The organism is Sneathiella chinensis, assembly GCF_012720115.1.
Lineage (GTDB): Bacteria > Pseudomonadota > Alphaproteobacteria > Sneathiellales > Sneathiellaceae > Sneathiella > Sneathiella chinensis.
Window position 1 is genome coordinate 97,108 of sequence record NZ_VNWN01000006.1, and the last position, 22,370, is coordinate 119,477.

A 22,370-nucleotide genomic window follows, 5' to 3' on the forward strand; every position below is an offset into this window, starting at 1 on the left:
CTGGAACGGGTTCGGGCCGTTTACCCGGAAGGCCGGATTTCCTTGCGGGAAGTGGGCTTGCGCGATGGTCTGCAGATGGTGAAGAGCTTTCCGTCCACGGAGGGCAAGAAAACATGGATCGAGCGCGAATATAACGCCGGTGTCCGCCATTTCGAGGTGGGATCGTTCCTGCCGAAGGACCGCTATCCGGCCTTTGCCGATGTGGAACAGATTATCGAGTTTGTTGCGACCCTGCCGGGTGCCCATGCCAGTGCGCTGGTTTTGAACAAGCGCGGGGCGCTGAATGCGCTGGATACAGGCATTGAGGAAATCGGCTGTGTGGTGTCCGCCTCGGAAGAGCATAACCGGGCGAATGTGAACCGGACCCGCGCCGAGACCCTGAACGAAATTGCGGAGCTGTGTTCGCTTCGGGATCAGTCGGCGCACAAGCCGGTTGTGTCCGTGGGGGTGGCCATGTCCTATGGCTGTTCCATCAGCGGCGCGGTGGACCCGAAAGAGGTTCTGGCCGTGGCCAGGGAATGTTACGCCATCGGTGTGGATGTGGTCAGCATTGCCGATACGGTCGGATATGCCGGACCCCGTCAGGTGGCGGCCCTGACCCGTCAGGTTGTGGCCTTGGCCGACGGCCGTCCGGTGGGGGCCCACCTGCATGATACGCGGGGGCTGGGTCTTGCCAATGCGGCGGCGGCGCTGGACGCCGGGGCGACCATTATTGACGGCGCCATGGGGGGATTGGGTGGATGCCCGTTTGCCCCGAATGCGACCGGAAATGTGGTTTTTGAAGATTTGGTTTTTATGTGTAAAACCAATGGATTGGACATCGATATTGATGTTAAATCTTTGATTGAAATGCGTGAGGTTCTGTCTTGTGAAATGCCAACGGAGACCCTGTATGGGGCGCTGGCAAAGGCGGGATTGCCATTGACGCAACACGTCAACACGGACGTGTCTGACAGTGGAAATGATTTAGTTTAAGGGATAGGAAACATGAAGAAAATTCTTGGAATGGCTCTGGGGCTTGCCGCTTTTGCGGGAGCCACCGGCGCAGCATCAACGGCAACAGCGGCCACCGAAATGCGGTGCAGCCACCAGTTGCCGCCGGCCCACCATATTGCACAGGTCATTGACCGCTGGGCCGCTGAAATTGAAACCCTGTCCGAAGGGGAAATTGACGTTCAGGTTTTCGGCACAAACAGCCTGACCAACGCAAAGCAGAACGCAACAGCCGTTGCCAAGGGCAGCATCGATTGCGCCTTTTCCATCAACCCGCAGTGGGGCAAGACCCTGCCGATCATGAACGTGACATTGGGCCCGTTCGCGGTGAGCCGTCTTGACGCCCTGAAAGCCTGGGAAGGGTCCGAGGCCGCCGCGTTTCTGGAAGAAAAGCTGCTGACAAAAGGCGTGAAGAACGTTGTCTGGATGTTCACCACCCGCAGCACCGCCATCACATCCAGCGGCAAGCCGCTGATCAAGCCAGAAGATTTTGAAGGCGTGAAAATCCGCGGTCTGGGTCCGGTACCGGATTCCGGGTTTGTCGCCATGGGCGCGGCACCGTCCGCCATGTCCGGCAGCAAGGTCTATCAGGCCCTGTCCACAGGCGTGATCGATGCGGGCCTGACCGATATTTCCGCAGCCGTTACCCGGAAATATTTCGAGGTTCAGGACCATGTCACCGTTCTGCCGCTGTTCAGCGTGTATTTCCACGGTTATGTGAACCCGAAATGGTATGACGGGCTGTCCGACAAGGGCAAGCAGGCCGTTCAGGAAGCAGGCCGGAAAGCCGCCGCATGGGCCATCGAGGCGTCTGAAGAATCCGCCGCATCCGCCCCTGACGAGCTGGCCAAGGCCGGCATGAAAGTGCATATGGCAACGGATGAGGAAATTGAGGCGCTGAAAGCCTACATGTCTCCGGCATTCGACAAGGCCTTCGGTGAAGCCAGCGGCGAAGATGGCAAAAAGCTGCTTGAGCTGATTTCAAAACTCTAATTCGAGGCAGTTTCTGTCATGAATACTGGTCCATCCAGTGATGAAGAGGCCCCTGTGGCCTCTTCCTTCCTTGGAAAAGCGATGGGAATGGTGGCGCTCGCTGCCGGGATTCTCAGCGCTTTTCTTGTTATTTTCACCCTTGCCCTGACGGGATACAGCGTTTTTCAACGCTATGTTCTGGGAACGCCGCTCACTTGGACGGACGAATTGTCCGGCTTTCTGGTGGTGGCGATTGTCATGTTGGGGGCGGCGGATATCTTGCGCCGGGGCGAGCATATCAGTGTTGATCTGCTGTCCTCCAAGGCAAAAGGCGGACTGGCGCTGGGGTTGAAATTCTGGGGCTTTCTGGCAACGGCTTTTGTGGCCGGTGTCATGTGCCTCAGCGCGGTTGAAGCCGTGCAGTTTTCTATTGATTTCGAAGTTTTCTCCGATGGCTATCTTGAGGCGCCCTTGTGGATTCCCCAATCCACCCTGCTGGTGGGCTCCGGGCTTTTGTGTCTGATAGCGTTGGTCAAGGCGTTTGATGTGTTGCGTGGCGGGCGGAAAAAACAGTGACTACTCTTCTTATCATGGGGCTGCTCATTGCCCTTTTGCTGTCCGGGATGCCTATTTTCGCCGGTCTGGGGCTGGCCTCGATCGCGATCATGCTGGTCGCCGAGGGGAGCATCACCAGTGTCGCCGACACGGTTTTTGCCAAGCTGGATAACGGCCTTCTGACGGCCATTCCCATGTTTGCCTTCATGGCGCATGTGATGATCAAGTCCCGCGTGGTGGATGACCTGTACGAGGCGGCCAACGCGCTTGTCGGGCATTTCAAGGGAGGCCTCGGGGTGGCGACAGTGCTGTCCTGCACCATCTTTGCCGCCATTTCCGGCTCCTCTGTGGCGACGGCGCTGACCATCGGGTCCAGTGCCATTCCGCAGATGCAGCGGTTCGGGTATCGCCCGCGGGATGCCTACGGGGTGATTGCTGCCGGCGGAACGCTGGGCATTCTGATCCCGCCGTCCGGGCCGTTGATCCTCTATGCCATTGTAACGGAAACTTCGATCGGGGCGCTGTTTCTGGCCGGGTTCATTCCGGGCATAATGATCGCCCTGATCTTTGCCGGATATTGCGTCTTTCAGGCCTATTTCCGAAAAGGCCTGACGGATTCTGAGTGGATCGGCTGGATGAACTGCGTGAAGGCCTTGCGGAAATCCGTTTGGTCCCTGTTGATGCCGCCGCTGGTTCTGGGCGGGATTTACGCCGGGATTTTCACCGCCTCCGAGGCGGCGTCCATCGGCTGTATCTATGCGCTGCTGGTGGGATCGCTGGTCTATCGGAATTTTGGCCTGAAGGAATTGGGCCAGACCGCCTATGAAACCGTGCGGACAACAGCCATGCTGTTCATGATCCTGGCCGCAGCGGCCATGTTCGGTCATGCGGTGACCATCATCCGCCTGCCCATCGAACTGATGGAATATGTGACGGCCATCGGCCTGTCGCAGCTGGGCTTCATTCTGGTGGTGATGCTGGTGATCTTCATTCTGGGCATGTTCCTTGAAACCATCTCCATCATCCTGATCACCACACCGATTGTCCTGCCGGTGCTGATGCAGCTTGATGTGAACCTGATCTGGTACGGCATTCTGCTGATGATCAATCTGGAACTGGCCCTGATTACACCGCCCGTGGGGATGAACCTGTTCGTCATCAAGGGGATCGCCAATGCCCCCTTGTGGGAGGTTATTCGCGGGTCCGTGCCGTATGTGCTGCTGATGATCCTGGGGCTGTTTTTGGTTCTGGCGTTTCCCGGCTTGGCTTTGTGGCTGCCGGAATTGGCCGGGTTCGGGTTATAGCGCCCCTGCCTGAAATTTGAGGACCGATCCAAAATCGGTTCTTGCCGTGAAAAAAGCGTCTCTGTCAGATATGATGGAGGCGCTTTTTTTATGACCGAGGCAGGGGGCCGTCATGTCCAAAGACAGTTTCAATTCGCTTTTGCGGGATATTCGGGCCTGTACCCTGTGTGCCGAGGTCCTGCCCGAAGGGCCGCGCCCGGTCGTTCAGGCCTCAGAAAGTGCCCGCATCCTTGTGGTTGGGCAGGCGCCGGGCCGCCGGGTTCACGAAACAGGAATTCCGTTCAATGATCCCAGCGGGGATCGCCTGCGGGACTGGATGGGGGTGGACCGGGAAACCTTCTATGATGTCAGTCGGGTGAATGTGGTGCCCATGGGGTTCTGCTATCCGGGCACCGGTGCGTCCGGGGATTTGCCGCCCCGCCCGGAATGCGCAAAGGCGTGGCGGGCCCAACTGATGGCGGCAATGAAGGGGGTGGAACTGACACTGGTGATCGGGCAGTACGCCATTGCGTGGCATCTGGGGACCCGACGCCGCAAGACCCTGACGGAAACCGTACAGGCGTGGCGGGATTATTGGCCGGATCACGTGGTGCTGCCCCATCCCAGCCCGCGCAACAATGTCTGGCTGAAACGCAACCCGTGGTTCGAGGGGGATGTCCTGCCGCCGCTCCGCGAACGCATTCGCGAATTGCTTTAGGGCGAGCGGGAGAAGGGCGAGCGGGGAAGGGAGAGGGGGAGGAAAAGGAGCGTCCGGGAAAAGGGGGCGTGAGAGAAGGGGAAGATAGAGAAAAAGAAAGAAGGGAAAGTGAGGAAAGACGCTTGACGCAAACCTGTTTTGTTATGTTATAACATTAGGAAAGTTTCTGGGTTCCTTTTTCTGGTACATCTTTCATGAAAAAAATACTTCTCTCCCTTGCCTTTCTTGGCCTGTCCCTGATGCCCGCCCGGGCGGCGGAAACCGCCGGGGTGGTGACCACCATCGCGCCGCTGCATTCCCTTGTGCAGGGGGTGATGGGCGATACGGGTCAGGCGGACCTGATCGTGCGCGGCAATAACTCCCCCCACGGGTTTCAGTTGAAACCGTCCCAGATCCGGGCCTTGCGCGAGGCGCGGGTCATTTTCTATATCGGAGAGGGGCTGGAGAGTTTTCTTGGAAAAGCCTTTCGGACCCTGCCGCCCGAGGTGAGCCGGGTCGGCATGATGGACGCAGAGGGGGTCGAAATCCTGTCCATTCGGGACAGCGGGGGATGGGAAGCCCACCAGCATCATGCCCATGAACACCATCAGGAAGAAGGGCACGGTCATGATCATGACCACGACAAGGGGCATGACAAGGATCATGATGACCATAAGGGCCATGACGACCATAAGGACCATGATGACCACAAGGGTCATGACGATCATGCCTATACGGATGATCACCATATCTGGCTGAGCCCGGATAACGGGGTGGCCATGGTTGGGGCCATCACCCGCGCGCTGTCCCGCCTTTACCCGGAAAACACCGCCGTTTTTGAGAAGAATGCCGCGGAACAGGTGGCATTGATCCGCGCCGCAGAAGAAACCATCCGGCAAAAGCTGGTCCCGGTCCGCGAGGTTCCCTTCATTGTCTTTCACGACGCCTATCAGTATTTCGAGCGGCATTTCGGCCTGACGGCTGTGGGCTCCATCCTGCTGGAGCCGGAGGAGCTGCCCTCCATCAGCCGGGTGCAGGAAATCCGCCGCCGGATTACGGAAAGCGGCGCGGTCTGTATTTTCCGCGAACCGCAATTCTCGGACAAGCTGGTCAGCACCGTTGCGGAAGGCTTGCCCGTCCGCTTGGGAACGCTGGACCCCATTGGTCTGGATCAGGCCGAAGGGGCCGGGCTGTATCAGGCCATCCTGACGGATATGGCCGATCAGGCGACCGGTTGCCTGCAATAGAAAACGCCGGCCCCCTGATCCGGGCCGGGACTGATATGTCTTGATCCTGCCGCTCTCTTCCCTGAAAGTGAGGGAACGCTTATGGGAGGCAAGACATGTCAGGAGAAAAAGTACGCGTCGCAAAAGACGGGGCCATCACCACCGTTACCATTAACCGGCCAGAGCGGCGCAACGCCGTGGATATTGAAACCGGAAAGCTGCTGTTGGCGGCGTTTCTGGAGTTTGATGCGGACGAGACCCAGTCGGTGGCCATCCTGCGGTCCACCGGCCCGGTCTTTTGCGCCGGGTTCGACCTGAAATCCCTGTCCGGTACCGGGATCGATTATGACGCCGTCGGGGACGGGGCCATGGGGCCATCGCGGCGATTGCTGTCCAAGCCGGTTATCGCCGCGGTTGAAGGATATGCCGTGGCCGGGGGGCTGGAACTGGCCCTGTGGTGTGACCTTCGGGTGGCGGCCCGGTCCGCCAGCTTCGGGGTGTTCTGCCGCCGCTGGGGCGTGCCGCTGATCGACGGGGGAACGGTGCGCCTGCCGCGCCTGATCGGCCACAGCCGCGCCCTCGACATGATCCTGACCGGGCGCGAGGTGAAAGCACAGGAAGCCCTTGAGATGGGGCTGGCCAATCGCCTTGTGGAAGACGGTGAGGCCTATGACGAGGCCCGCCGGTTAGCCGAACAATTATGCCAGTTTCCCCAGACCTGCATGCGGGTAGACCGCATGACTTCCTATCGTCAATGGGGGATGGATCTGGCCGACGCCCTGACCCTTGAGGGGGTTGAGGGGGAAAAACCGCTGCAAGAAGAGGCCCGCAAGGGCGCCAGTCGCTTTGCGTCGGGTCTTGGGAGAAGTGGTGATTTTTCAAGTATTTAACATTACTCTTTTGATTAAACTCTAATATGTCGCCTATATAGGTTGATTAGATTTTTATGCTTTTCTGCCTTTTGGGATAGGCCTTTTGGCCCGTTGGGGGGCGGGTAGGATAACCCGAATTTTTCGGGCATATTTTCACATGTTTGTCGTATCACTGTTGTTGGATATAGCGTAACCGGGGAGGGATTATGAAATATTCAGGCAACGAAGTGTTCTTCGACCAGGGCGATCTGATCGTCAGCAAGACCGATTTGAAAGGCAGGATTACCTATGCAAATCGGATTTTTCTGGAAATCGCGGGATACGACGAAAGAGAGGTCATTGGAAAGGCCCACAACGTCATCCGCCACCCCAACATGCCACGGGGTATCTTCGAGCTTTTCTGGCAGACAATTGCCGATGCCAACGAGATTTTTGCCTATGTGGTCAATGCCACCCGATCGGGGGATCATTACTGGGTTGTCGCCCATGTGACCCCCAGCTTCCGGGATGGGCGGGTGGTGGGGTACCACTCGACCCGGCGGGTGCCGAACCGCACCGTGATCACCGAGGTGATCGAACCCCTTTATGATCAGATGAACCAGCTTGAGAGGGAAGCACCCAGCATCAAGTCGGGGACGGCCAAGTCCCTTGAGATGATGCAGGGCCTGTTGTCGGTCAAGGGGGTCTCCTATGACGAGTTTGTTTCCAGTTTGATGCGAGAGCACTGATGAATATGTATGTAGACCCTGAAAAGGACATGGATACCAAGGTTTCCATCGGCAAGTTGCGGGAAGTCCTGTCGGTGATGGAGGGGGTCGCTAGGGGGGATTTCGAGCGCCGTGTTCTGGACATTCCGACAGAACAGGGACCGGAGCGGGAGTTGTGCCTGAGGCTCAATGACATGATCGACCGGGCCGATGCGTATCTTCGGGAGTCGACCGCCTGTCTAGATTTTATCGCCGGGCACCGGTATTTCCGGCGTGTGGCTCCGGAAGGCCTGATGGGAGATTACGGGGTCGCCGTGGAAAAAATCAATTCGGCGGCGGACAGTATCGAAAACAAGATCAGTCGCTTTCATGATGCGGTCCAGTCCATCCAGAATGCCGCCAGTGACCTTGAGGAAAATGCCGGGACCATGAACCGGATGGCCGACCAGACCAATGACAAGGCGACGCTGGTGACCGCCGCCGCGGAAGAGGCCGGGGCCAACACCCAGACGGTTGCCACCGCCACCGAGCAACTGACCGCGTCGATCAAGGAAATCAACCTGCAGGTCAGCCAGTCGGCGACCATGTCCGCCGAAGCGGTGAGCCAGTCGGAACGGGTCACACAGATTGTCGAAGTGCTGGGCGAGGCATCGGACCGGATCGGCAATGTGGTCAACCTGATCAATGCCATCGCCGGGCAGACAAAATTGCTGTCCCTGAACGCAACCATTGAGGCCGCACGGGCAGGCGAAGCCGGAAAGGGCTTTTCGGTGGTGGCCAGCGAGGTCAAGAACCTGTCTTCGGAAACGGAAAAGGCCACCGGCGATATCCGCGAACAGGTGCAGCAGATTCAGGAGGCATCCTCCGGCGCCAATGCGGCCATTCAGGATATCGGAAAATCCATCGCCCGCCTGAGTGAGGTGTCCGCGGCCATTGCCTCTGCGGTGGAGCAGCAGGGCGCGGCGACCCTTGAAATTTCCCGCAATGTGCAAGAGGCGGCCATCGGCGTGCAGGACGTGACCACCAACATGAAGGATGTGAATGACAGCGTCACCCAGGTGGCAGGCAGTTCGGAAGAGTTCCTGTCCATCGCCGAGCAACTGCGGGAGCAGGCCAATGAACTGGAACGTGCCCTGAACAGTTAGGTCCGCCGGGCGAAAGCGAACCGGCAGTGCGACAGGCAAGGAAGCAGGCCGGCCGGCAAGCAAGCAAGCAAGCAAGCAAGCGGTTGACTTGGGTCAAGGCAGACGGAAACGCCTTTTGATAAGGTTTTTCGCATGTCGGGTATAGGGAAAGGTCGGGCCATGTCTGCAGTGATTGAACAGCTTCGCAAGGAACATGTGGGGATGGCAAAGGTTCTGTCCCTGCTGGACGAGGAAATGCGCAAGTTCAAGTCAGGAGAGGTGATGGATTATCTGATGGTCCATTCCATTCTGGACTATATGGAAACTTTTCCCGATATCGCCCACCACCCCCTTGAAAATGTGATCCGGGATGTGCTGGTAAACCGGGACCCGGCGGCGGACGCCGTGATCGGGGATTTAAAGGGGGAGCATGACCGGTTGTCCGTTCTTGTGCAGAACCTGCGGGAGGCCGTACAGGCGGTGGAAGCGGATCTGGAAATGCCGCGTGAGGATGTCGTTGCCAAGGCCCATGAATATACCGGGTTTCTGATGCGCCATATGCAGAAGGAGGAGCATGACTTTTTCCCGCGGGCGCAAAAAGTCCTGAGCCCAGAAGAATGGCTTTTGGTGGAAGAATCCATTGTGGACATGCTCGACCCGCTGGAAATGGACAGCCGGATCGAGGAATACGAGGCCTTGCGCCGGGAGATTTGTAGTTGGGAGAAGGCGACCGATTGAGGGATCAGGAAAGCGGGCTGCCCGGCCGTTGCCGGGTTTGCCAGTCCGGGTCAATCCAGTAATCGGCGTCGGAGGGCGGAAGAGGGGAGCGACCCCGTATCTGGTCCGCGGCTTTCTCGGCCACCATGATGGTCGGGGCATTGAGGTTACCGTTGGTAATTGTCGGGAAAATGGAACTGTCCACGATCCGTAGGCCTTCGGTGCCGCGGACCCGGCAATCCGGTGTAACCACCGCGGCGGGGTCGTTTTCCGCCCCCATCTTGCAGGTGCAGGATGGGTGATAGGCGCTTTCCACATTGTCCCGGACCCAGTCATCAATATCCTGATCAGACGAGACAGCGGCGCCCGGTTGGATTTCATCCCCCCGGTAAGGGGCAAAGGCCGGTTGCAGGATAATTTCCCGACTGAGCCGGATCACCCGCCGCCAGTCTTCAACATCCTGAGGGTCCGTCAGATAGTTAAACAGGATTTCCGGGGCTGTATCCGGGGCAGGCGAGCCGATCGTCACATGCCCCCGGCTTTTCGGCTTGTTTGGCCCCACATGAACCTGAAAACCATGACCGCTGAAGGCAGTGCGCCCGTCATAGCGCATGGCGGCAGGCAGGAAGTGATACTGGATATCCGGCCATTTCTGTCCGGCTTTCGAGCGAATGAAGGCACAGGATTCAAAGTGGTTTGTCGCCCCGAGACCGGACTTGAATAACAGCCAGCGAGCCCCGATCAGGGCCTTGCTGACAGGGTTCAGCCTGGTGTTGAGCGAAAGCGGCTGGGTGCAGCGAAACTGGAAATAGACTTCCAGATGGTCCTGCAGGTTGCGGCCAACGCCGGGCAGGTCGAACAGGGGGTCAATGCCTTTTTCCCGAAGGATGGCGGCCGGGCCAATGCCGGACCGTTGCAGCAGCGTGGGGGAGCCGATGGCCCCGGCACTCAGGATAACCTCCCGCACGGCGGAAATGACTTTTTCTGATCCCTGATGGGTGACATGGATGCCGGTGGCCCGGCGGCCGTCAAACACCAGCCGGTTGGCCATGCACCGGGTAAGGACTGTCAGGTTCTTCCGGGACCGGGCGGGCGCCAGATAGGCCCGCGCGGTGGAGGCCCGAACGCCGCCGTCCACGGTCATGTGCATGGGGCCAAAGCCTTCCTGCTGATATCCGTTGTAATCATCCGTCACCGGGTATCCGGCTTGCCGTCCAGCCTCGATAAAGCTTTGGTACAGGGGGTTCAGGGACATGTCATTACCGTTATTGACCCCGACCGGCCCGTCGCCGCCCCGATAGGTATCGCCGCCCTTGTACCAGTGTTCGGCCCGCTTGAAATAGGGCAGCACATCCGCATATCCCCAGCCAGCGGCCCCGTTTTCCTGCCATTCCTCGAAATCGCAGGCATGGCCCCGGACATAGACCATACCGTTGATGGAGGAGGAACCACCCAGCACCTTGCCCCGCGGGCAATCAAGCCGCCGTCCGGCCAGTCCGGGTTCGGGCAGGGAGTGGAACCCCCAGTTGAACCGGTCCATGTTCATGGGGATGGACAGGGCGGTTGGCATGCGAATGAAAAGACTGTTGTCCGATCCGCCGAAATCCAGCAGGCAGACCGAAACGGAGGGGTCTTCGCTCAGGCGGTTGGCAAGGACACAGCCCGCAGAACCGGCCCCCACGATCACATAATCAAACGGCATGATCCTGTCCTTCCATAGGGGCGGTATCCAGAAATCGGTTGAGGCAATTTTCAATGAGGGTCCGGGCAAAGGCGGCATCGGCCTTTTCCACCCGAAGGGCCTGACGCAAATACAGGCCGTCGATGAGGCTGCCGATCATCTCGGCGATTTCGGGGGCGCGGTTGCCGACCAGCGGACGCAGATTGTAGCAGAGATTGGACTGCAGGCGCCGGACATAGACCCGGAGCAGGTTCCGTGCTTCAGGCGTGCTTTGGGCATGGGCGTAGAAGACCAGCCAAGCGGTCACGGTGGCGTCTGAAAACTGGGTTTCATCAAGACTGGATGCAATAAGGGCGGAGAGTTTTTGCCGCGGGCTGTCCGCCTCTGCAAGGCGACGCAGGACCAGCCGCCGGAAATCGGTCAGCAAATGACGAAGCGCTGCCAGAATGAGCCGGTCCTTGCTGCCGAAATAATGATGTGCCAACCCGGATGATACCCCGGCGGCGCGGGCAATATCGCTGACGCGGATGTCAATGCTCCGGCGTTCCTGAATGGTCTTTAATGTTGCGGATATCAGGCTTTTGCGCCGGATATCCTCCATCCCCACTTTTGGCATCCTGTCCTCGCCACAGGTTAAAGTCGTTGTTCGGGTGACTATATTTTTTTTAATTGACTGGTCAATCAATAAAAAAGGTCAGGGTTGACAAGGGCCGGACAGGCGATGCGGTGCGAATAAAACCAAAGGGGCGTCAGGGGAGGGTCGGATCGACCAGAATAATGCCTTTCGGCGGCATCTCGATGATTTTCCAGTAATGCTTCAAAAGGCGGATCGCTTCGGTGAAGCTGTTCTTGCGGTTTGACTTGACGATATAGCCGGCAATGTTTTTCTCGTAAGACCGGCAGATATCGATCTCCGCCTCAGAGGTGGTCATGACAAAGACGATGGCCCTTCTGAGCACGTCATCCCCCCGGATGATTTCCAGAAATTCCAACCCGTTCATGCGCGGCATGTTGAGGTCCAGCAGGATAATGAACGGGAAATCGACCTTTTTTCGTCCATTTTCCCCGCGCAGGGTTTCCAGTCCCTCGATGCCGTCCCGGGCCTCAACCAGGGGGTTGGCGATGCCAACCTCTTGCAGGGCTTTCTTCGTTGCAAGAATATCAATCTCGTCATCCTCGATCAGCAGGATCGTGACTTCCCTGTTCCTCATCTACAGGCTCCTTTGGTCCTTGGGCCATAAAATGACGACGGCGGTGCCGCGCTCAAATGTGGAAGGCTGAATGAAAACCTCGGCCCCGTTTCGTTCGATAATTTTTTTGACAAAGGCGAGGCCCATGCCGCTGCCCTCCACCCGATCGCGGGGGTGCAGTGTCTGGAACATGCCGAAAACCCGGTCGCGCATGTCTTCGGGAATGCCGGGGCCGTCATCTTCCACATGAAATTCATGGAACAGCCCCTGATCCTGATAACTGACATGGATTCGTCCGTGATCGCGGTCGTGATGCTTCATGGCGTTGGTGATCAAATTCTGGAACAGCATGGATATTTCTGTCTGGGAGGCCTCGAAGGTGGGCAGGGGGTCCACGGTCAGGGCGAAATTCCCAAGGTCGAGAAGGTCCAGTGTCTCTTGCAGAACGGCGTTCAGGTTCAGGGGTTCCAGAACGGTGTTGCGGCGACCGATCCGGGAATATTGCAACAGGCTGGACAGCAGGCTGTCGAGGCGGCTGATCCGATTGCGAAGCAGGCGCATATAGGTGGTGCATTCCTCGTCCATATGGGCGCCGACCTTTTCCTCGATCCACGAAGCCAGATTGTCAATGCCCTGAAGCGGGGCTTTCAGGTCATGGGAGGCAATATAGGCAAACTGGGTCAGGTCCTCGTTGGAGCGGGCCAGTTCGCGGCTGTGTTCCAGCAGCTTTCTTTCCGCTTCGACCCGGTCAGTGATGTCGCGCAAGATGCCCACGAACCCTTCATAGGGCGGCAGCATTTCCCCAACGCTGAGATCCAGATGGAAAATCTCTCCGTTTTTGCGCCGACCCAGAACCGCCCGGCCGGTGCCAATGATATGCTTGACCCCGGTCGTGGCATAGTCATGCAGATACCGGTCATGCTCGGTGGCGTACTGGTCGGGCATCAGGCATTTGACATTCTGCCCGATCACCTCGTCCCTGCCAAAGCCGAACATGACCTCGGCGGCGCGGTTGAACCGCTGGATGATCCCGTCCGGGCGAATGGTGATGATGGCGTCTACTGTGGTTTCCAGCAGCGCGTCCAGTTCCACGCTCTCCCGGCTGATCTCCATGTTCGAGAGCTTGCTCATCGAGGTGCATCCCTTTCATTCCGGTTGACCGCGAGACGGTCAGGAAACCTGATACAGAACACGCATTATTTTATTTTATATGATTAATATAATATAATAGGTTACCTTTTCTTTCAGGCAACCACTCTTTTGAAGGGTGGTTTGTTTTTTTTACCGGCGGCAGGGGGCGGGGTTTCCCGAAGGCGTCCGCCGTTTGGGGGCGGCAGGGGGAATTGTTTTGATTGATGGGGCAAACAGGATATGATCCGCCCGTTAATTCCAGGAAAAACAATTCCAGAACAACAGGTAGTATAATGAAAGTTCAGGCAAAGTGGGTCGAGGGCTATCGCTTCATCGGCAATAATGACAAAGGGCACGGCATTATCATGGACGGTGCCGGCGGTGAGGAGCGTCTGGGGGTTAGCCCCATGGAGATGATCCTGTTGGCCGTGGGGGGCTGTTCCGGGATCGATGTTGTGCATATCCTGAAAAAATCCCGCGAAAATGTAGAGGACTGCATTGTCGAGGTTGAGGGAACCCGCGCCACCGAGGACCCCAAGGTGTTTACGGATCTGCACATGATTTACCGCGTCAAGGGACAGGGCCTGAACCGGGCCAAGGTGGAGCGGGCGGTTGACCTTTCCGCCGAGAAATACTGCTCTGCCTCTGTCATGATCGGGCAGGCCGCGAATATTACCCGCGATATCATTATCGAGGAAACAGGGGCCTAAACAACACCCCTGTCTTCTGCATCCAGACCGTCCTTGCCCTGCCGATCAGGCGGTGGCAAGGGCCGGTTTACGGGTCCGCCACAGGACGAAGGACATGATCAGGATATTGGCCATGTTCCAGGCAATCCCGTTCAGGAAGGCCGCCTGATAGGACCGGGTCAGGTCATAGATCAGACCGGAAACCCAGCCGCCGAAGGACATGCCGATCACGGTGGCAAAGATCACCATACCGACGCGCCAGCCCGCATCCCGCGCCGGCAGATATTCCCGGATCACAATGGCATAGCCGGGAACGATGCCGCCCTGCGACAGGCCGAACACCAGCGACACCACATAGAGCGACGCCAGCCCGTTGAACGGGATATAGAGAAACAGGGCGATACATTGCAGGATGGAGCCGAGGATCACGGTTCTGACCCCGCCGAAATAATCGGCAAGAATGCCGGACAGCAGCCGACTGACAATCCCGCCGACCAACATGATGGAAAGCATTTCTGCGCCCCGTGCCACCCCGAAACCAAGATCGGCGCAATAGGCGACGATATGGACCTGCGGCATGGACATGGCCACACAGCAGGCAACGCCCGCCACCACCAGCAGGGTTTGCAGGGCTTTGGGGGACAGGTTTATCTGATGCGGGGTGCCGTTCCGGTTCGTGCTGACGGTGGTCATGTTGAGGGCGTGCGGCGGCACGCGCTTCCGCAGGCACAGGATCAGCGGCGGCAGGGACACCAGCAGGATGAGGGCCACCAGCGCATAGGCGTCCCGCCAGCCATTGGTGGTGACGATATCCTTCAGGAACAGGGGCCAGATGGCCCCGGCGAAATAATTGCCGCTGGCGGCGGCGGCAACGGCAATGCCGCGCCGCTTTTCAAACCAGTGGGAAATATCCGAGAGCAGGGGGCCAAAGAAGGTGGCCGCCCCGACGCCCACCAGAACGCCGTGCAAGATGGCAAATTGCCCGATACTGGTGGTCAGCGTCGACAGATAGAACCCGCTGGACAGCAGGATGACCGACACCGCCATGGGCAGGACAATCCCGAACCGATCGACGATCCGGCCCGTCACCAGATTGCCGATCCCGAAGGCAATCATGATCACCGTAAAGGGAAGCGACGCATCCGCCCGATCCACCCCGAATTCTGTCTGAATTCCGGGCATGACCACAATAATGGACCACATGCCGACACTGCCCAGTGTTGAAATGAGGATACAGGCAGTCAGACGGAGCCAGGAATAGGTACTGTCAAGATGACCGTTATCCGGGGACAGGGAAGAAGACGCATGACGAGCGTGAGTTTCGGGTGTGCTCATTGGGGGAACCTTGACGGACATTCTGACAAAAGACCGGTCGGGAGATGTATGGACCGTCCCCTTGCATATCACTGTTTGCGCGAATTGAATAATCAAATTTTCTAAAGCAAGGAACAATCGACCTCAAGCGATCTGAGGCGATCTCAAGCGATTGGGACGAAGGGAAGGGGGCAGTGCTCCGCCCGGTATTATAATCGGGTCACTTATGTAATTATATTAACCGGTTAAATTTGGAATGGGTGGGTTTCGGTGTTCGCAGATGGTTGCCAGTCCCGCTTAATGCAGGATGGGGAGGGGGGCTTGCGATGTGCCATCAACCGGGCGGGAAGATTGGGATGCGGGGGGCGCTGTCACCGTTGAGCCAGCCACCGCCTTCTTGAGATGAAAAAGAACGGAGGGGCGAACCGGGATTTCATATCCTGACAGAGCCAGCGCCAGCGCCCAATTCCGAAGAACGGGCCGCGCCTTTTCGATCTCGGCAGGGGGCAGGAACGGAGATAGAAGCGGGGCCGGGTCCGGTTGGTGATCAAGTTGACAGAAGCCAAGGGCCTGCAAAAGACGCCATTCATCCCATGCGATTTCCGGGCAGGCGGGACGGTTGATATGGACGGGCCGACACAGGTCCCGAGCCAGCAAGGGCAGGAAAAGGCAAAGATGACGGTAGGCCTCCGGGCAGCGGGCCAACCCATGGAGACGCCAGAGAATGCCTGCGGCCTCATCCTGTTCAGGCCCCGGATCGCAGGTCCGGTCCTGATCGTCACACGCGTACCGCAGGCTCCACAGGGTGAGGGTTTCCGGGAATGCCAGATCGGTCAAATTGTCAGGATGCGGGGAAGGGCGGCCCATGAAACATTCCTTTGATGTTGCTGCGAATAAAAGTGATAATTAATCGCAATAATGTCAAGGAAGTTGGTGCAGGGGGCTTGCCGCCTTCCCGAACATCCGGGCTACAGGAAATCCGGTCCACAGGAAATCGGGGCGGGTCAGGAGGCTTTCATCTGGATGTAGTTTTCCAATCCCATTTTCTGGATCAGGCCCAGTTGCTGTTCCAGCCAGTAGGTGTGGTCTTCCTCGGTATCCCGCAGCAGGGACACCAGAAGTGCGCGGGTCTGGTAGTCCTGCTCCGCCTCGCAAATCTGGATGGCGCTTTTCAGGGCGGCAACGACGGACAGTTCCGATGTCAGGTCATTTTCCAGCATGGACGGCACATCCCGCCCGATCAGAAGCGGATCGCGGGCACCGACTTCCGGGGTGCCTTCCAGAAACAGAATGCGCTCTACCAGTCGCTTGGCATGTTCCAGTTCTTCCTCGAATTCGTGGTGCAGGCGCTCATATAATTCGGTCAGGCCCCAGTCATTATACATTTCGGAATGAATGAAATACTGATCGGCGGCGGTCAGTTCGCCCTTGAGAAGCGCGTTCAGCAGACCAATGATCTTTTTGTTGCCTTTCATGGTTTTACTCCCCGGCGCCGGATTGCATGTAGTTTTTTAGCCCCATCCGCTTGATCAGGCCCTGTTGGGTTTCCAGCCAGTCCAGATGGCTTTCCTGATCAGCGAGAACCTCTTCCAGCAGGTCGCGGGTGACGTAATCCTGCTTTTCCTCGGCAAGGGTGATCCCGGCCTTTTGCGCATTGTGACAGGCCGTGTCCATTTTCAGGTTGCAGTCGATGATTTCCTCGACATTTTCCCCGATCAGCAGCTTGCCAAGATCCTGCAGGTTGGGCAGGCCTTCCAGAAACAGGATGCGCTTTACGACGCAATCCGCCGATTTCATTTTGACAATGGATTCCTTGTAGTCTTTCTCTCCCAGTTCCTCGAGACCCCAGTCTTCCATCATGCGGGCATGCAGGAAATACTGGTTGATGGCTGTCAGTTCATTCTTGAGGATGGCATTGAGCTGCTGAATAACCTGCCGGTCGCCCTTCATGTGCGTGGCCCCTTCGTTGCTGATGGTGGGGGAAATTATTTATCATAAAAATATAATATTGGCAACGAACGGGCAGGCGGAACAAGGGCTTGCAACTGGTTCCGGGAGGCATTTTCAACATGCCTCCCGGCCCGGATCAGGCCGTGTGGCGGGTGATGAGGTCCTGATAGAGGGTGCGGATTTTTTGGGTCATGGGGCCGATCCGGCCGGACCCGATCGATCGCCCGTCAATGTCTGATACCGGTGTCTGGGCCCCGAAGGTGCCGGTGATGAAGGCCTCGTCGGCGTCATAGGTCTGGGTCAGGGAGAAGTTTTTCTCGAAAACCGGAATGCCTTCATCGCGGCAAAGCTGGATGACCTTTTTCCGGGTGATGCCGTTCATGCAGTAATCCCCGGTCGAGGTCCAGACCTCGCCCTCACGGACGATAAAGAAGTTGCAGCCGTTTGTGGTGTTGACGAAGCCGTGGGGGTCCAGCATCAGGGCCTCGTCGGCGCCGGCTTTCTGGGCGTGAATGCCCGCAAGAATGCAATTCAGCTTGGAATGAGAGTTCAGTTTCGGGTCCTGCGACATGGGCAGGCCGCGCACAACGGGCACCGTATGCAGGCGGATGCCCGTCTCCACAAGGGCGCTGCTGGGGGTGGAATGCTCCATGATGATGACGATTGTGGGGCCGGACTGGCTGAGCCGGGGATCCTGAAACGGCTTGACCTTGATGCCGCGTGTGACCATCAGGCGGGCATGCACATTGCCGGTCATGCCGTTGGCCCGCGCCGTATCGTCCAACGCCTGAAGGAGCCCCGCCCGGTCAAGCCCAAGGTCGAGGTCGATGGCTTTTGCCGCGCCGAATAGACGGTCCAGATGTTCGTCCACAAAGGCCCAGCGACCATTATAAAGCCGGATACCCTCCCAGATGCCGTCCCCCAGCATGAAGCCACTGTCATACACGGAGACAACGGCCTTCTCCCGCGGGACAATGTCCCCGTTCACATAAATCTTCAGGCTGTCATTCCGGGCATCGATCTCGGCGGCATGGGTGGAATGATGAACGTCCTGTTGTGTCATGGTGCACTTTCCCTGTCGGTTGATCCCTGTATGGATCGTTTTTCTTTATCAGGGAATTGTGAACCAGTGCGGAAAAAAGGTCCATCCTGCAAATGGATGGACCGTGCCGGGATCAGAACCGGAAGGACAGGGTGATGGCGCCAAATTCCTCCGGCCCGCTCTGGCCGACAAATTCCTTGCTGCGCAGCACATGGGTATAGGCGAGGCGGGTATTGCCATAGGTGATGGCGACCCCGGCCTGTACCTCGCCGACGATCGGGTATTTGTCAACGGAATGGCTGTTTGAAAAGGTGTTGCCATCCAGAAAGATATTGCGGGCCACGGCACGCCCCTCGACCCCGGCGAACAGGTATCCGCCAAGGGTGGAGGTGGGCCGGAAAAAGTCGGAGCCGGGCAGGCTGGGCCTGATCCGGGGCGGCCCGTAATCGGACGGCAGATCATAGCCCAGACGAAAGGTTGCCCCCACCGAGGCATGGGTGAAGATATTCCCCAAACTGGCCCCTACATGGGGGGTGACGTCGGCGCCAAAGCCGAAGGGTTCATATTCAAACAGGCCGCGCCATTTCCGCTCATAGGTGAGGATGATGCCGGGCTCGTTGTTCAACTGGTGATCCCAGCCTTCGGGGATGGTCGATCCGATGGTTTCGTGAACGAAGGTCTGGGTTTGCTCGGCGAGGGAGGCAGGGCCGACCATGCCAAGGGTCAGTTTCAGGTTGTCGAGCCGCGAGCCGCTATCGGAAATCAGCCCCACACTGCCATAGAGCCAACCGGCATAGGGGCGGTCCTTTTCCTGCAGGGTCGGGATGGAGATATCGTCGGGGCTGTACATGCTCTGGCCGAGGGAGAGGCTGTAGCGCTTGACCGCTCCGGTCTCGAAAAAGGGCAGGTAATTGGCCGCAGACACAAGCCATACGGGAACATCGCTTTCTGCGGACAGCCAGGACAGCCGGACGCCGTTGGTATAGCCATTATCCTGATTGGCGAAGATATCATTTTCGTAGGAAACAGAAAGGACACCCTTTTTGTCGCGGGTTTCGGCCTGCACGGAAGTGGTAGGTCCGACAAGCATGAGACCCAGCATGCCCGCAGTCAGGGCGGTGAGGACCGGTTTTGGTTGCTGTCTGGACATTTTACTCCTTTCGGGGGCGGCGGAATGTCAACCCATTGACTTTTCATATAAATTACAGTCTAGTTGAAAAATACGGAGTTTGTGTGTCAGGTCAAACAATTGACGTCAATTGTTAACCATCCCAACAATATTGAAAAGTCTTAACTAAATGAGACAAGATTAACAAAAGCCGACTTTATGCGTATTCTCATTGCCGACCCCGCAGATATATTTCGCGACGGCCTGAAATTCATGTTGAGCAATATGCTGCACAACATCGGTTTTCGGGACGTTGGATGCATCCATGAGGCGATTGAGCACCTGATTGAGGACGAGTTCGACCTTGCTTTCCTGTCCGTTGGTCATCATGCCCCGATTACAGACCAGATGAAAGCCCGCCTTGCCGAGGCGTGCGATCGGTCGCGGGTTATCTTCATGACGGATAATGAGGACCACCACCAACTGAAACATGTGGTGGAAACCGGGGGGCATGGATATGTTTATAAACAGTCGGGCGGGCATCTGGTGCAGTCCGTGGTTAATCTGATCCTGGCCGGAGAACGGTATTTCCCGCCAGCATTGCTGGACCTGCTTCATGGCACCCATGAAGAGGAAGAACCAGAGGACGACAATCCCGGTTTCAAGGACCTGTCCCGGCGCCAGATCGAGGTGCTTCGCGAAGTGTCGCTGGGCCATTCCAACCGGCAGATCGCAGAAAATCTGGGGATCACACCCGGCACCGTCAAGGTGCATGTGTCCAACCTGATGCGGCGACTGGATGCGAAGAACCGGACCCAGCTTGCCAATCTTTATCGGGGATAATTAACCGAAGGACTGACAGCGTGCCTTATGTCACATGCGTTGTGTCGTGTGTGTTGCGGGATATCGCGGACGGACAAAAAAATACCGCAGGCAGAGCCGCTAATCTCTACCTGCGGGATACATGTCGAAACCCGGTTGTTTGTTGTTCCTTCTTAACTGAGTTCCTCGCAACCTGGCGGCCGCGGGGGAACAAACCGGATCCGATCTAACCAGAGTCTTTCTGAAGTATGGGTTCAGGTGTCAATCGATCATACCCCATCGGTGAGCATTCAGCCGGTACAGACTGTCCCACAAATCTGGCGAATCCGATGATGACCTTTTCGGATTGTAAGTCGCCAGACAGGGATATGGGCTGCTCCAGAAGACCAATATCCCCTTGGTGGAAGTCGATTGTTGCCTGAAAGGTACGCTTAACATCTCCTTTTGGTGCTGCAAAAATGAAATGCCATCCAATCACCCGCTGATCCAGTTCTTCCGTGTTGGTGGGAATGTTGAAACTGTCGACAGAGTCGTTGATGTTATTCCCCTTCATAACCGTTCCCTGAAAAAGGCCGTCCGCATCGTGAGAGGTGATTTCGTAGGTGCAAAGCTGATCCGACTCAAGCCTTACGTCCATACGCAACAAATCACCGCGATTGTCGAACCGGACTTTTTGTATCTGGTTATGAGGCATCTAAGTAACCCTACCTATTTCATGCCCACCTCTTATTTCGCTGAAATTTGCGAATGAGGAGGCCCTGACTATGACGGATACGAGCGGGCCTCGTCATGATCCATTTGGACCATGAGACTAAAAACCAGCCGACAGACGGTGGGGCGGGGCGCTGGGGGAATGAGCGGAAACGCTTGGCAACTGCGCGATTGGGGCGGAACAGGAGTATTTTAAAATAAGAAAAAATTAATATATATTCTATTTACATGAGTAACCACAAAAGAGTAATATAAAAGTTAAGTCCTGTAACAAGGACCGATTTGCGGGCATTTCGACAGGTTTGGGAGGGCTTGCCGGGTGACCGGCAGGGTAAGTGGAGAATCGGAAACGCGGACTTATCATGACGGATCTGCAGTGCATCGAATAGGCTTTTCACATGCAGTCTAGGTTGTTTCTTTTCGGTGAGTTTCGCTGGGAGCTGAAACCCGGTCAACTCGCCCCTCCCATGCGGGACAAGACCCAGGCCCTGATTGCAGGACTGGCCCTGTCCGGTATTGGCACGCTGACCCGCAATCAGGCGGCCGATCTTCTGTGGGAAGGGGGGCGCGATCCAAAGGCAAGCCTGCGCCAGAGCATTCGCGAGATAAAGACGGTTCTGGATGCGGCCCGCATGGATGTCTTCAGTGCTGACAGCAAATTCCTGAAACTTGATCTTGATCAGGTCTGGGTGGATGCCCGGGCCGCCTCGCGCTGCGCCAGAAGTTTCTCGCTGGAGGAAGCGGAAAAACTGGTGGAGCGGCAACCCGGCTGGATGTTGGACGGTCTGGACGTCACGGAAGAGCCTTATGTGGAGTGGGTGCGGGTTGAGAAAAGCCGCCGGGAGGGGGATCTGCTGGCCTCGCTGGAGGCCTATCTGGGCGTCGCCCTGCGTCAACAGGCCCTGAAAGATCAGGTCAAGCGGATTGCCGATTTTATTCTGGCGCTGGACCCCATCAATGAAACGGCCCACCGGGGACTGATCCTGAAATATCTGGGAGAGGATGACAAGGCTTCGGCCCTCCGTCAGTATGAAACCTGCCGGACCCGGCTGGAGCAGGAACTGGGGGTGGAGCCATCGCCGGAAACGCAGGCACTGGCCGCCGAGGCCCGCACCCCCTATACAGAGGGTACGAAATCGGCGCCCGCCGGGATCATTCGGGCGGGGGCCGGCGGCTTGCTGAAATTGAAGCCGAAGGTCGAGGTCTATCCCTTCACGGCCATTTCGAAAGATGAAATCCACGGCTTTGCCGCCCGTGCCTTCGCCGCGGCAATCTGCGAGAACCTGACCAAGAACCGCCAGTTGATGGTCCAGAACGAGACCACCAGCGATCTGCGCTTTCCCATGCTGGACCTTGGGAAGCCATCGCTTGACCGATATACCCATTACGCGGTGCGCGGTGCCCTGAACACAGGGGGCGGCCATGCGGAACTGCTGGTTCAGCTTTATGATACGGTCAGCGGCGAGATTTGCTGGATGAAGCGGGCGGACCTTAAGGGCGGTAATCTGCTGGCCGGGCATTCGGACATTTCCATGTCGGCGGCGCTTGAAATGATGCGCTTTATCGAACTGAAGGAATAGGAAAAA

At 57.4% G+C, this 22,370-nt stretch carries 24 protein-coding genes; 13 read left to right on the top strand and 11 right to left on the bottom strand.

Annotated elements, in window-relative coordinates:
* The 10 genes from FQB27_RS10540 (at position 1) to FQB27_RS10585 (ending at position 9,167) form a co-directional block, all read left to right on the top strand.
* Positions 1 to 975 (top strand): beta/alpha barrel domain-containing protein, encoded by a 975-nt coding sequence (locus FQB27_RS10540; protein ID WP_169561352.1) that lies wholly within the window; start codon positions 1 to 3, stop codon positions 973 to 975.
* A 12-nt stretch (positions 976 to 987) separates the two neighbouring features.
* A complete protein-coding gene (gene dctP / locus FQB27_RS10545) occupies positions 988 to 1,986 on the top strand; it encodes a TRAP transporter substrate-binding protein DctP (protein WP_206374557.1) in 999 nt (332 codons plus the stop codon).
* Between the two features lie 18 nt (positions 1,987 to 2,004).
* Positions 2,005 to 2,541, top strand: coding sequence for a TRAP transporter small permease (locus FQB27_RS10550; protein ID WP_169561016.1), 537 nt, complete (start codon positions 2,005 to 2,007; stop codon positions 2,539 to 2,541).
* Positions 2,538 to 3,824 carry a TRAP transporter large permease gene (locus FQB27_RS10555; protein ID WP_169561017.1) on the top strand — a complete coding sequence of 429 codons (1,287 nt, stop codon included), beginning with the start codon at positions 2,538 to 2,540 and terminating at the stop codon, positions 3,822 to 3,824. The genes FQB27_RS10550 and FQB27_RS10555 overlap by 4 nt, the downstream gene beginning before the upstream one ends.
* 112 nt (positions 3,825 to 3,936) lie before the next feature.
* Positions 3,937 to 4,521, top strand: a complete 585-nt coding sequence (locus tag FQB27_RS10560) for a uracil-DNA glycosylase family protein (RefSeq protein ID WP_169561018.1) — start codon at positions 3,937 to 3,939, stop codon at positions 4,519 to 4,521.
* Between the two features lie 194 nt (positions 4,522 to 4,715).
* A complete protein-coding gene (locus FQB27_RS10565) occupies positions 4,716 to 5,747 on the top strand; it encodes a zinc ABC transporter substrate-binding protein (RefSeq protein ID WP_169561019.1) in 1,032 nt (343 codons plus the stop codon).
* A 95-nt stretch (positions 5,748 to 5,842) separates the two neighbouring features.
* Complete coding sequence (locus FQB27_RS10570) at positions 5,843 to 6,616, top strand: crotonase/enoyl-CoA hydratase family protein (RefSeq protein WP_169561020.1); 774 nt, start codon at positions 5,843 to 5,845, stop codon at positions 6,614 to 6,616.
* 188 nt (positions 6,617 to 6,804) lie between these two features.
* The gene (locus FQB27_RS10575) at positions 6,805 to 7,326 is read left to right on the top strand and encodes a PAS domain-containing protein (RefSeq protein ID WP_169561021.1); all 522 of its coding nucleotides are present in this window, start codon (positions 6,805 to 6,807) and stop codon (positions 7,324 to 7,326) included.
* A complete protein-coding gene (locus tag FQB27_RS10580; protein WP_169561022.1) occupies positions 7,326 to 8,450 on the top strand; it encodes a methyl-accepting chemotaxis protein in 1,125 nt (374 codons plus the stop codon). Before FQB27_RS10575 ends, FQB27_RS10580 begins: the two co-directional genes overlap by 1 nt.
* Before the next feature lie 159 nt (positions 8,451 to 8,609).
* The gene (locus tag FQB27_RS10585) at positions 8,610 to 9,167 is read left to right on the top strand and encodes a hemerythrin domain-containing protein (RefSeq protein ID WP_169561023.1); all 558 of its coding nucleotides are present in this window, start codon (positions 8,610 to 8,612) and stop codon (positions 9,165 to 9,167) included.
* Positions 9,168 to 9,171: 4 nt separating this feature from the next.
* On the opposite strand, the gene betA is transcribed toward FQB27_RS10585, so the two are convergent.
* From betA to FQB27_RS10605, 4 genes are all read right to left on the bottom strand, one after another.
* Positions 9,172 to 10,848: a choline dehydrogenase gene (gene betA / locus FQB27_RS10590; protein ID WP_169561024.1), complete on the bottom strand. Its 1,677-nt coding sequence runs from the start codon at positions 10,846 to 10,848 to the stop codon at positions 9,172 to 9,174.
* Complete coding sequence (gene betI / locus FQB27_RS10595; RefSeq protein WP_169561025.1) at positions 10,838 to 11,443, bottom strand: choline-binding transcriptional repressor BetI; 606 nt, start codon at positions 11,441 to 11,443, stop codon at positions 10,838 to 10,840. Before betI ends, betA begins: the two co-directional genes overlap by 11 nt.
* A 133-nt stretch (positions 11,444 to 11,576) precedes the next feature.
* Positions 11,577 to 12,038 carry a response regulator gene (locus FQB27_RS10600; RefSeq protein ID WP_169561026.1) on the bottom strand — a complete coding sequence of 154 codons (462 nt, stop codon included), beginning with the start codon at positions 12,036 to 12,038 and terminating at the stop codon, positions 11,577 to 11,579.
* Positions 12,039 to 13,148, bottom strand: coding sequence for a sensor histidine kinase (locus tag FQB27_RS10605; protein WP_169561027.1), 1,110 nt, complete (start codon positions 13,146 to 13,148; stop codon positions 12,039 to 12,041). It lies immediately after the preceding gene.
* 293 nt (positions 13,149 to 13,441) lie between these two features.
* Between FQB27_RS10605 and FQB27_RS10610 the strand changes: the two genes are divergently transcribed.
* Complete coding sequence (locus FQB27_RS10610) at positions 13,442 to 13,858, top strand: OsmC family protein (RefSeq protein WP_169561028.1); 417 nt, start codon at positions 13,442 to 13,444, stop codon at positions 13,856 to 13,858.
* A gap of 45 nt (positions 13,859 to 13,903) precedes the next feature.
* On the opposite strand, the gene FQB27_RS10615 is transcribed toward FQB27_RS10610, so the two are convergent.
* The 6 genes from FQB27_RS10615 to FQB27_RS10640 form a co-directional block, all read right to left on the bottom strand.
* The gene (locus FQB27_RS10615) at positions 13,904 to 15,172 is read right to left on the bottom strand and encodes an MFS transporter (RefSeq protein ID WP_169561029.1); all 1,269 of its coding nucleotides are present in this window, start codon (positions 15,170 to 15,172) and stop codon (positions 13,904 to 13,906) included.
* 276 nt (positions 15,173 to 15,448) lie between these two features.
* Positions 15,449 to 16,018, bottom strand: coding sequence for a hypothetical protein (locus FQB27_RS10620; RefSeq protein WP_169561030.1), 570 nt, complete (start codon positions 16,016 to 16,018; stop codon positions 15,449 to 15,451).
* 137 nt (positions 16,019 to 16,155) lie between these two features.
* On the bottom strand, positions 16,156 to 16,626 hold the full coding sequence (gene bfr / locus FQB27_RS10625) for a bacterioferritin (RefSeq protein ID WP_169561031.1): 471 nt from the start codon (positions 16,624 to 16,626) through the stop codon (positions 16,156 to 16,158).
* Between the two features lie 4 nt (positions 16,627 to 16,630).
* Positions 16,631 to 17,101 (bottom strand): bacterioferritin, encoded by a 471-nt coding sequence (gene bfr, locus FQB27_RS10630; protein WP_169561032.1) that lies wholly within the window; start codon positions 17,099 to 17,101, stop codon positions 16,631 to 16,633.
* A gap of 136 nt (positions 17,102 to 17,237) precedes the next feature.
* Positions 17,238 to 18,164, bottom strand: coding sequence for a D-amino acid aminotransferase (locus FQB27_RS10635; protein WP_169561033.1), 927 nt, complete (start codon positions 18,162 to 18,164; stop codon positions 17,238 to 17,240).
* Between the two features lie 112 nt (positions 18,165 to 18,276).
* Positions 18,277 to 19,293, bottom strand: a complete 1,017-nt coding sequence (locus FQB27_RS10640) for a lipid A deacylase LpxR family protein (protein ID WP_169561034.1) — start codon at positions 19,291 to 19,293, stop codon at positions 18,277 to 18,279.
* Between the two features lie 177 nt (positions 19,294 to 19,470).
* Here FQB27_RS10640 and FQB27_RS10645 point away from each other — a divergent pair, with 177 nt between their 5' ends.
* Entirely contained in the window at positions 19,471 to 20,094 is a 624-nt protein-coding gene (locus tag FQB27_RS10645) for a response regulator transcription factor (protein ID WP_169561035.1), read from the top strand.
* A gap of 205 nt (positions 20,095 to 20,299) precedes the next feature.
* Here the strand turns inward: FQB27_RS10645 and FQB27_RS10650 are convergent, their stop codons facing one another.
* On the bottom strand, positions 20,300 to 20,767 hold the full coding sequence (locus FQB27_RS10650) for a hypothetical protein (RefSeq protein WP_169561036.1): 468 nt from the start codon (positions 20,765 to 20,767) through the stop codon (positions 20,300 to 20,302).
* A gap of 484 nt (positions 20,768 to 21,251) precedes the next feature.
* Here FQB27_RS10650 and FQB27_RS10655 point away from each other — a divergent pair, with 484 nt between their 5' ends.
* Entirely contained in the window at positions 21,252 to 22,364 is a 1,113-nt protein-coding gene (locus FQB27_RS10655) for an AfsR/SARP family transcriptional regulator (protein ID WP_169561037.1), read from the top strand.
* Positions 22,365 to 22,370: the final 6 nt, after the last annotated feature.

Excerpts from the sequence above, each read along its gene's own strand:
- FQB27_RS10650 (WP_169561036.1), bottom strand. The coding sequence starts at position 20,767 with ATGCCTCATAACCAGATACAAAAAGTCCGGTTCGACAATCGCGGTGAT.
- FQB27_RS10560 (WP_169561018.1), top strand. The coding sequence starts at position 3,937 with ATGTCCAAAGACAGTTTCAATTCGCTTTTGCGGGATATTCGGGCCTGT.
- bfr (WP_169561032.1), bottom strand. The coding sequence starts at position 17,101 with ATGAAGGGCGACCGGCAGGTTATTCAGCAGCTCAATGCCATCCTCAAG.
- FQB27_RS10620 (WP_169561030.1), bottom strand. The coding sequence starts at position 16,018 with ATGGGCCGCCCTTCCCCGCATCCTGACAATTTGACCGATCTGGCATTC.
- betA (WP_169561024.1), bottom strand. The coding sequence starts at position 10,848 with ATGCCGTTTGATTATGTGATCGTGGGGGCCGGTTCTGCGGGCTGTGTC.
- FQB27_RS10640 (WP_169561034.1), bottom strand. The coding sequence starts at position 19,293 with ATGTCCAGACAGCAACCAAAACCGGTCCTCACCGCCCTGACTGCGGGC.
- FQB27_RS10635 (WP_169561033.1), bottom strand. The coding sequence starts at position 18,164 with ATGACACAACAGGACGTTCATCATTCCACCCATGCCGCCGAGATCGAT.
- betI (WP_169561025.1), bottom strand. The coding sequence starts at position 11,443 with ATGCCAAAAGTGGGGATGGAGGATATCCGGCGCAAAAGCCTGATATCC.
- FQB27_RS10585 (WP_169561023.1), top strand. The coding sequence starts at position 8,610 with ATGTCTGCAGTGATTGAACAGCTTCGCAAGGAACATGTGGGGATGGCA.
- FQB27_RS10605 (WP_169561027.1), bottom strand. The coding sequence starts at position 13,148 with ATGAGCAAGCTCTCGAACATGGAGATCAGCCGGGAGAGCGTGGAACTG.
- FQB27_RS10610 (WP_169561028.1), top strand. The coding sequence starts at position 13,442 with ATGAAAGTTCAGGCAAAGTGGGTCGAGGGCTATCGCTTCATCGGCAAT.
- FQB27_RS10645 (WP_169561035.1), top strand. The coding sequence starts at position 19,471 with ATGCGTATTCTCATTGCCGACCCCGCAGATATATTTCGCGACGGCCTG.
- FQB27_RS10550 (WP_169561016.1), top strand. The coding sequence starts at position 2,005 with ATGAATACTGGTCCATCCAGTGATGAAGAGGCCCCTGTGGCCTCTTCC.
- FQB27_RS10570 (WP_169561020.1), top strand. The coding sequence starts at position 5,843 with ATGTCAGGAGAAAAAGTACGCGTCGCAAAAGACGGGGCCATCACCACC.
- bfr (WP_169561031.1), bottom strand. The coding sequence starts at position 16,626 with ATGAAAGGCAACAAAAAGATCATTGGTCTGCTGAACGCGCTTCTCAAG.
- FQB27_RS10565 (WP_169561019.1), top strand. The coding sequence starts at position 4,716 with ATGAAAAAAATACTTCTCTCCCTTGCCTTTCTTGGCCTGTCCCTGATG.
- FQB27_RS10615 (WP_169561029.1), bottom strand. The coding sequence starts at position 15,172 with ATGAGCACACCCGAAACTCACGCTCGTCATGCGTCTTCTTCCCTGTCC.
- FQB27_RS10655 (WP_169561037.1), top strand. The coding sequence starts at position 21,252 with ATGCGGGACAAGACCCAGGCCCTGATTGCAGGACTGGCCCTGTCCGGT.
- dctP (WP_206374557.1), top strand. The coding sequence starts at position 988 with ATGAAGAAAATTCTTGGAATGGCTCTGGGGCTTGCCGCTTTTGCGGGA.
- FQB27_RS10600 (WP_169561026.1), bottom strand. The coding sequence starts at position 12,038 with ATGAGGAACAGGGAAGTCACGATCCTGCTGATCGAGGATGACGAGATT.
- FQB27_RS10575 (WP_169561021.1), top strand. The coding sequence starts at position 6,805 with ATGAAATATTCAGGCAACGAAGTGTTCTTCGACCAGGGCGATCTGATC.
- FQB27_RS10580 (WP_169561022.1), top strand. The coding sequence starts at position 7,326 with ATGAATATGTATGTAGACCCTGAAAAGGACATGGATACCAAGGTTTCC.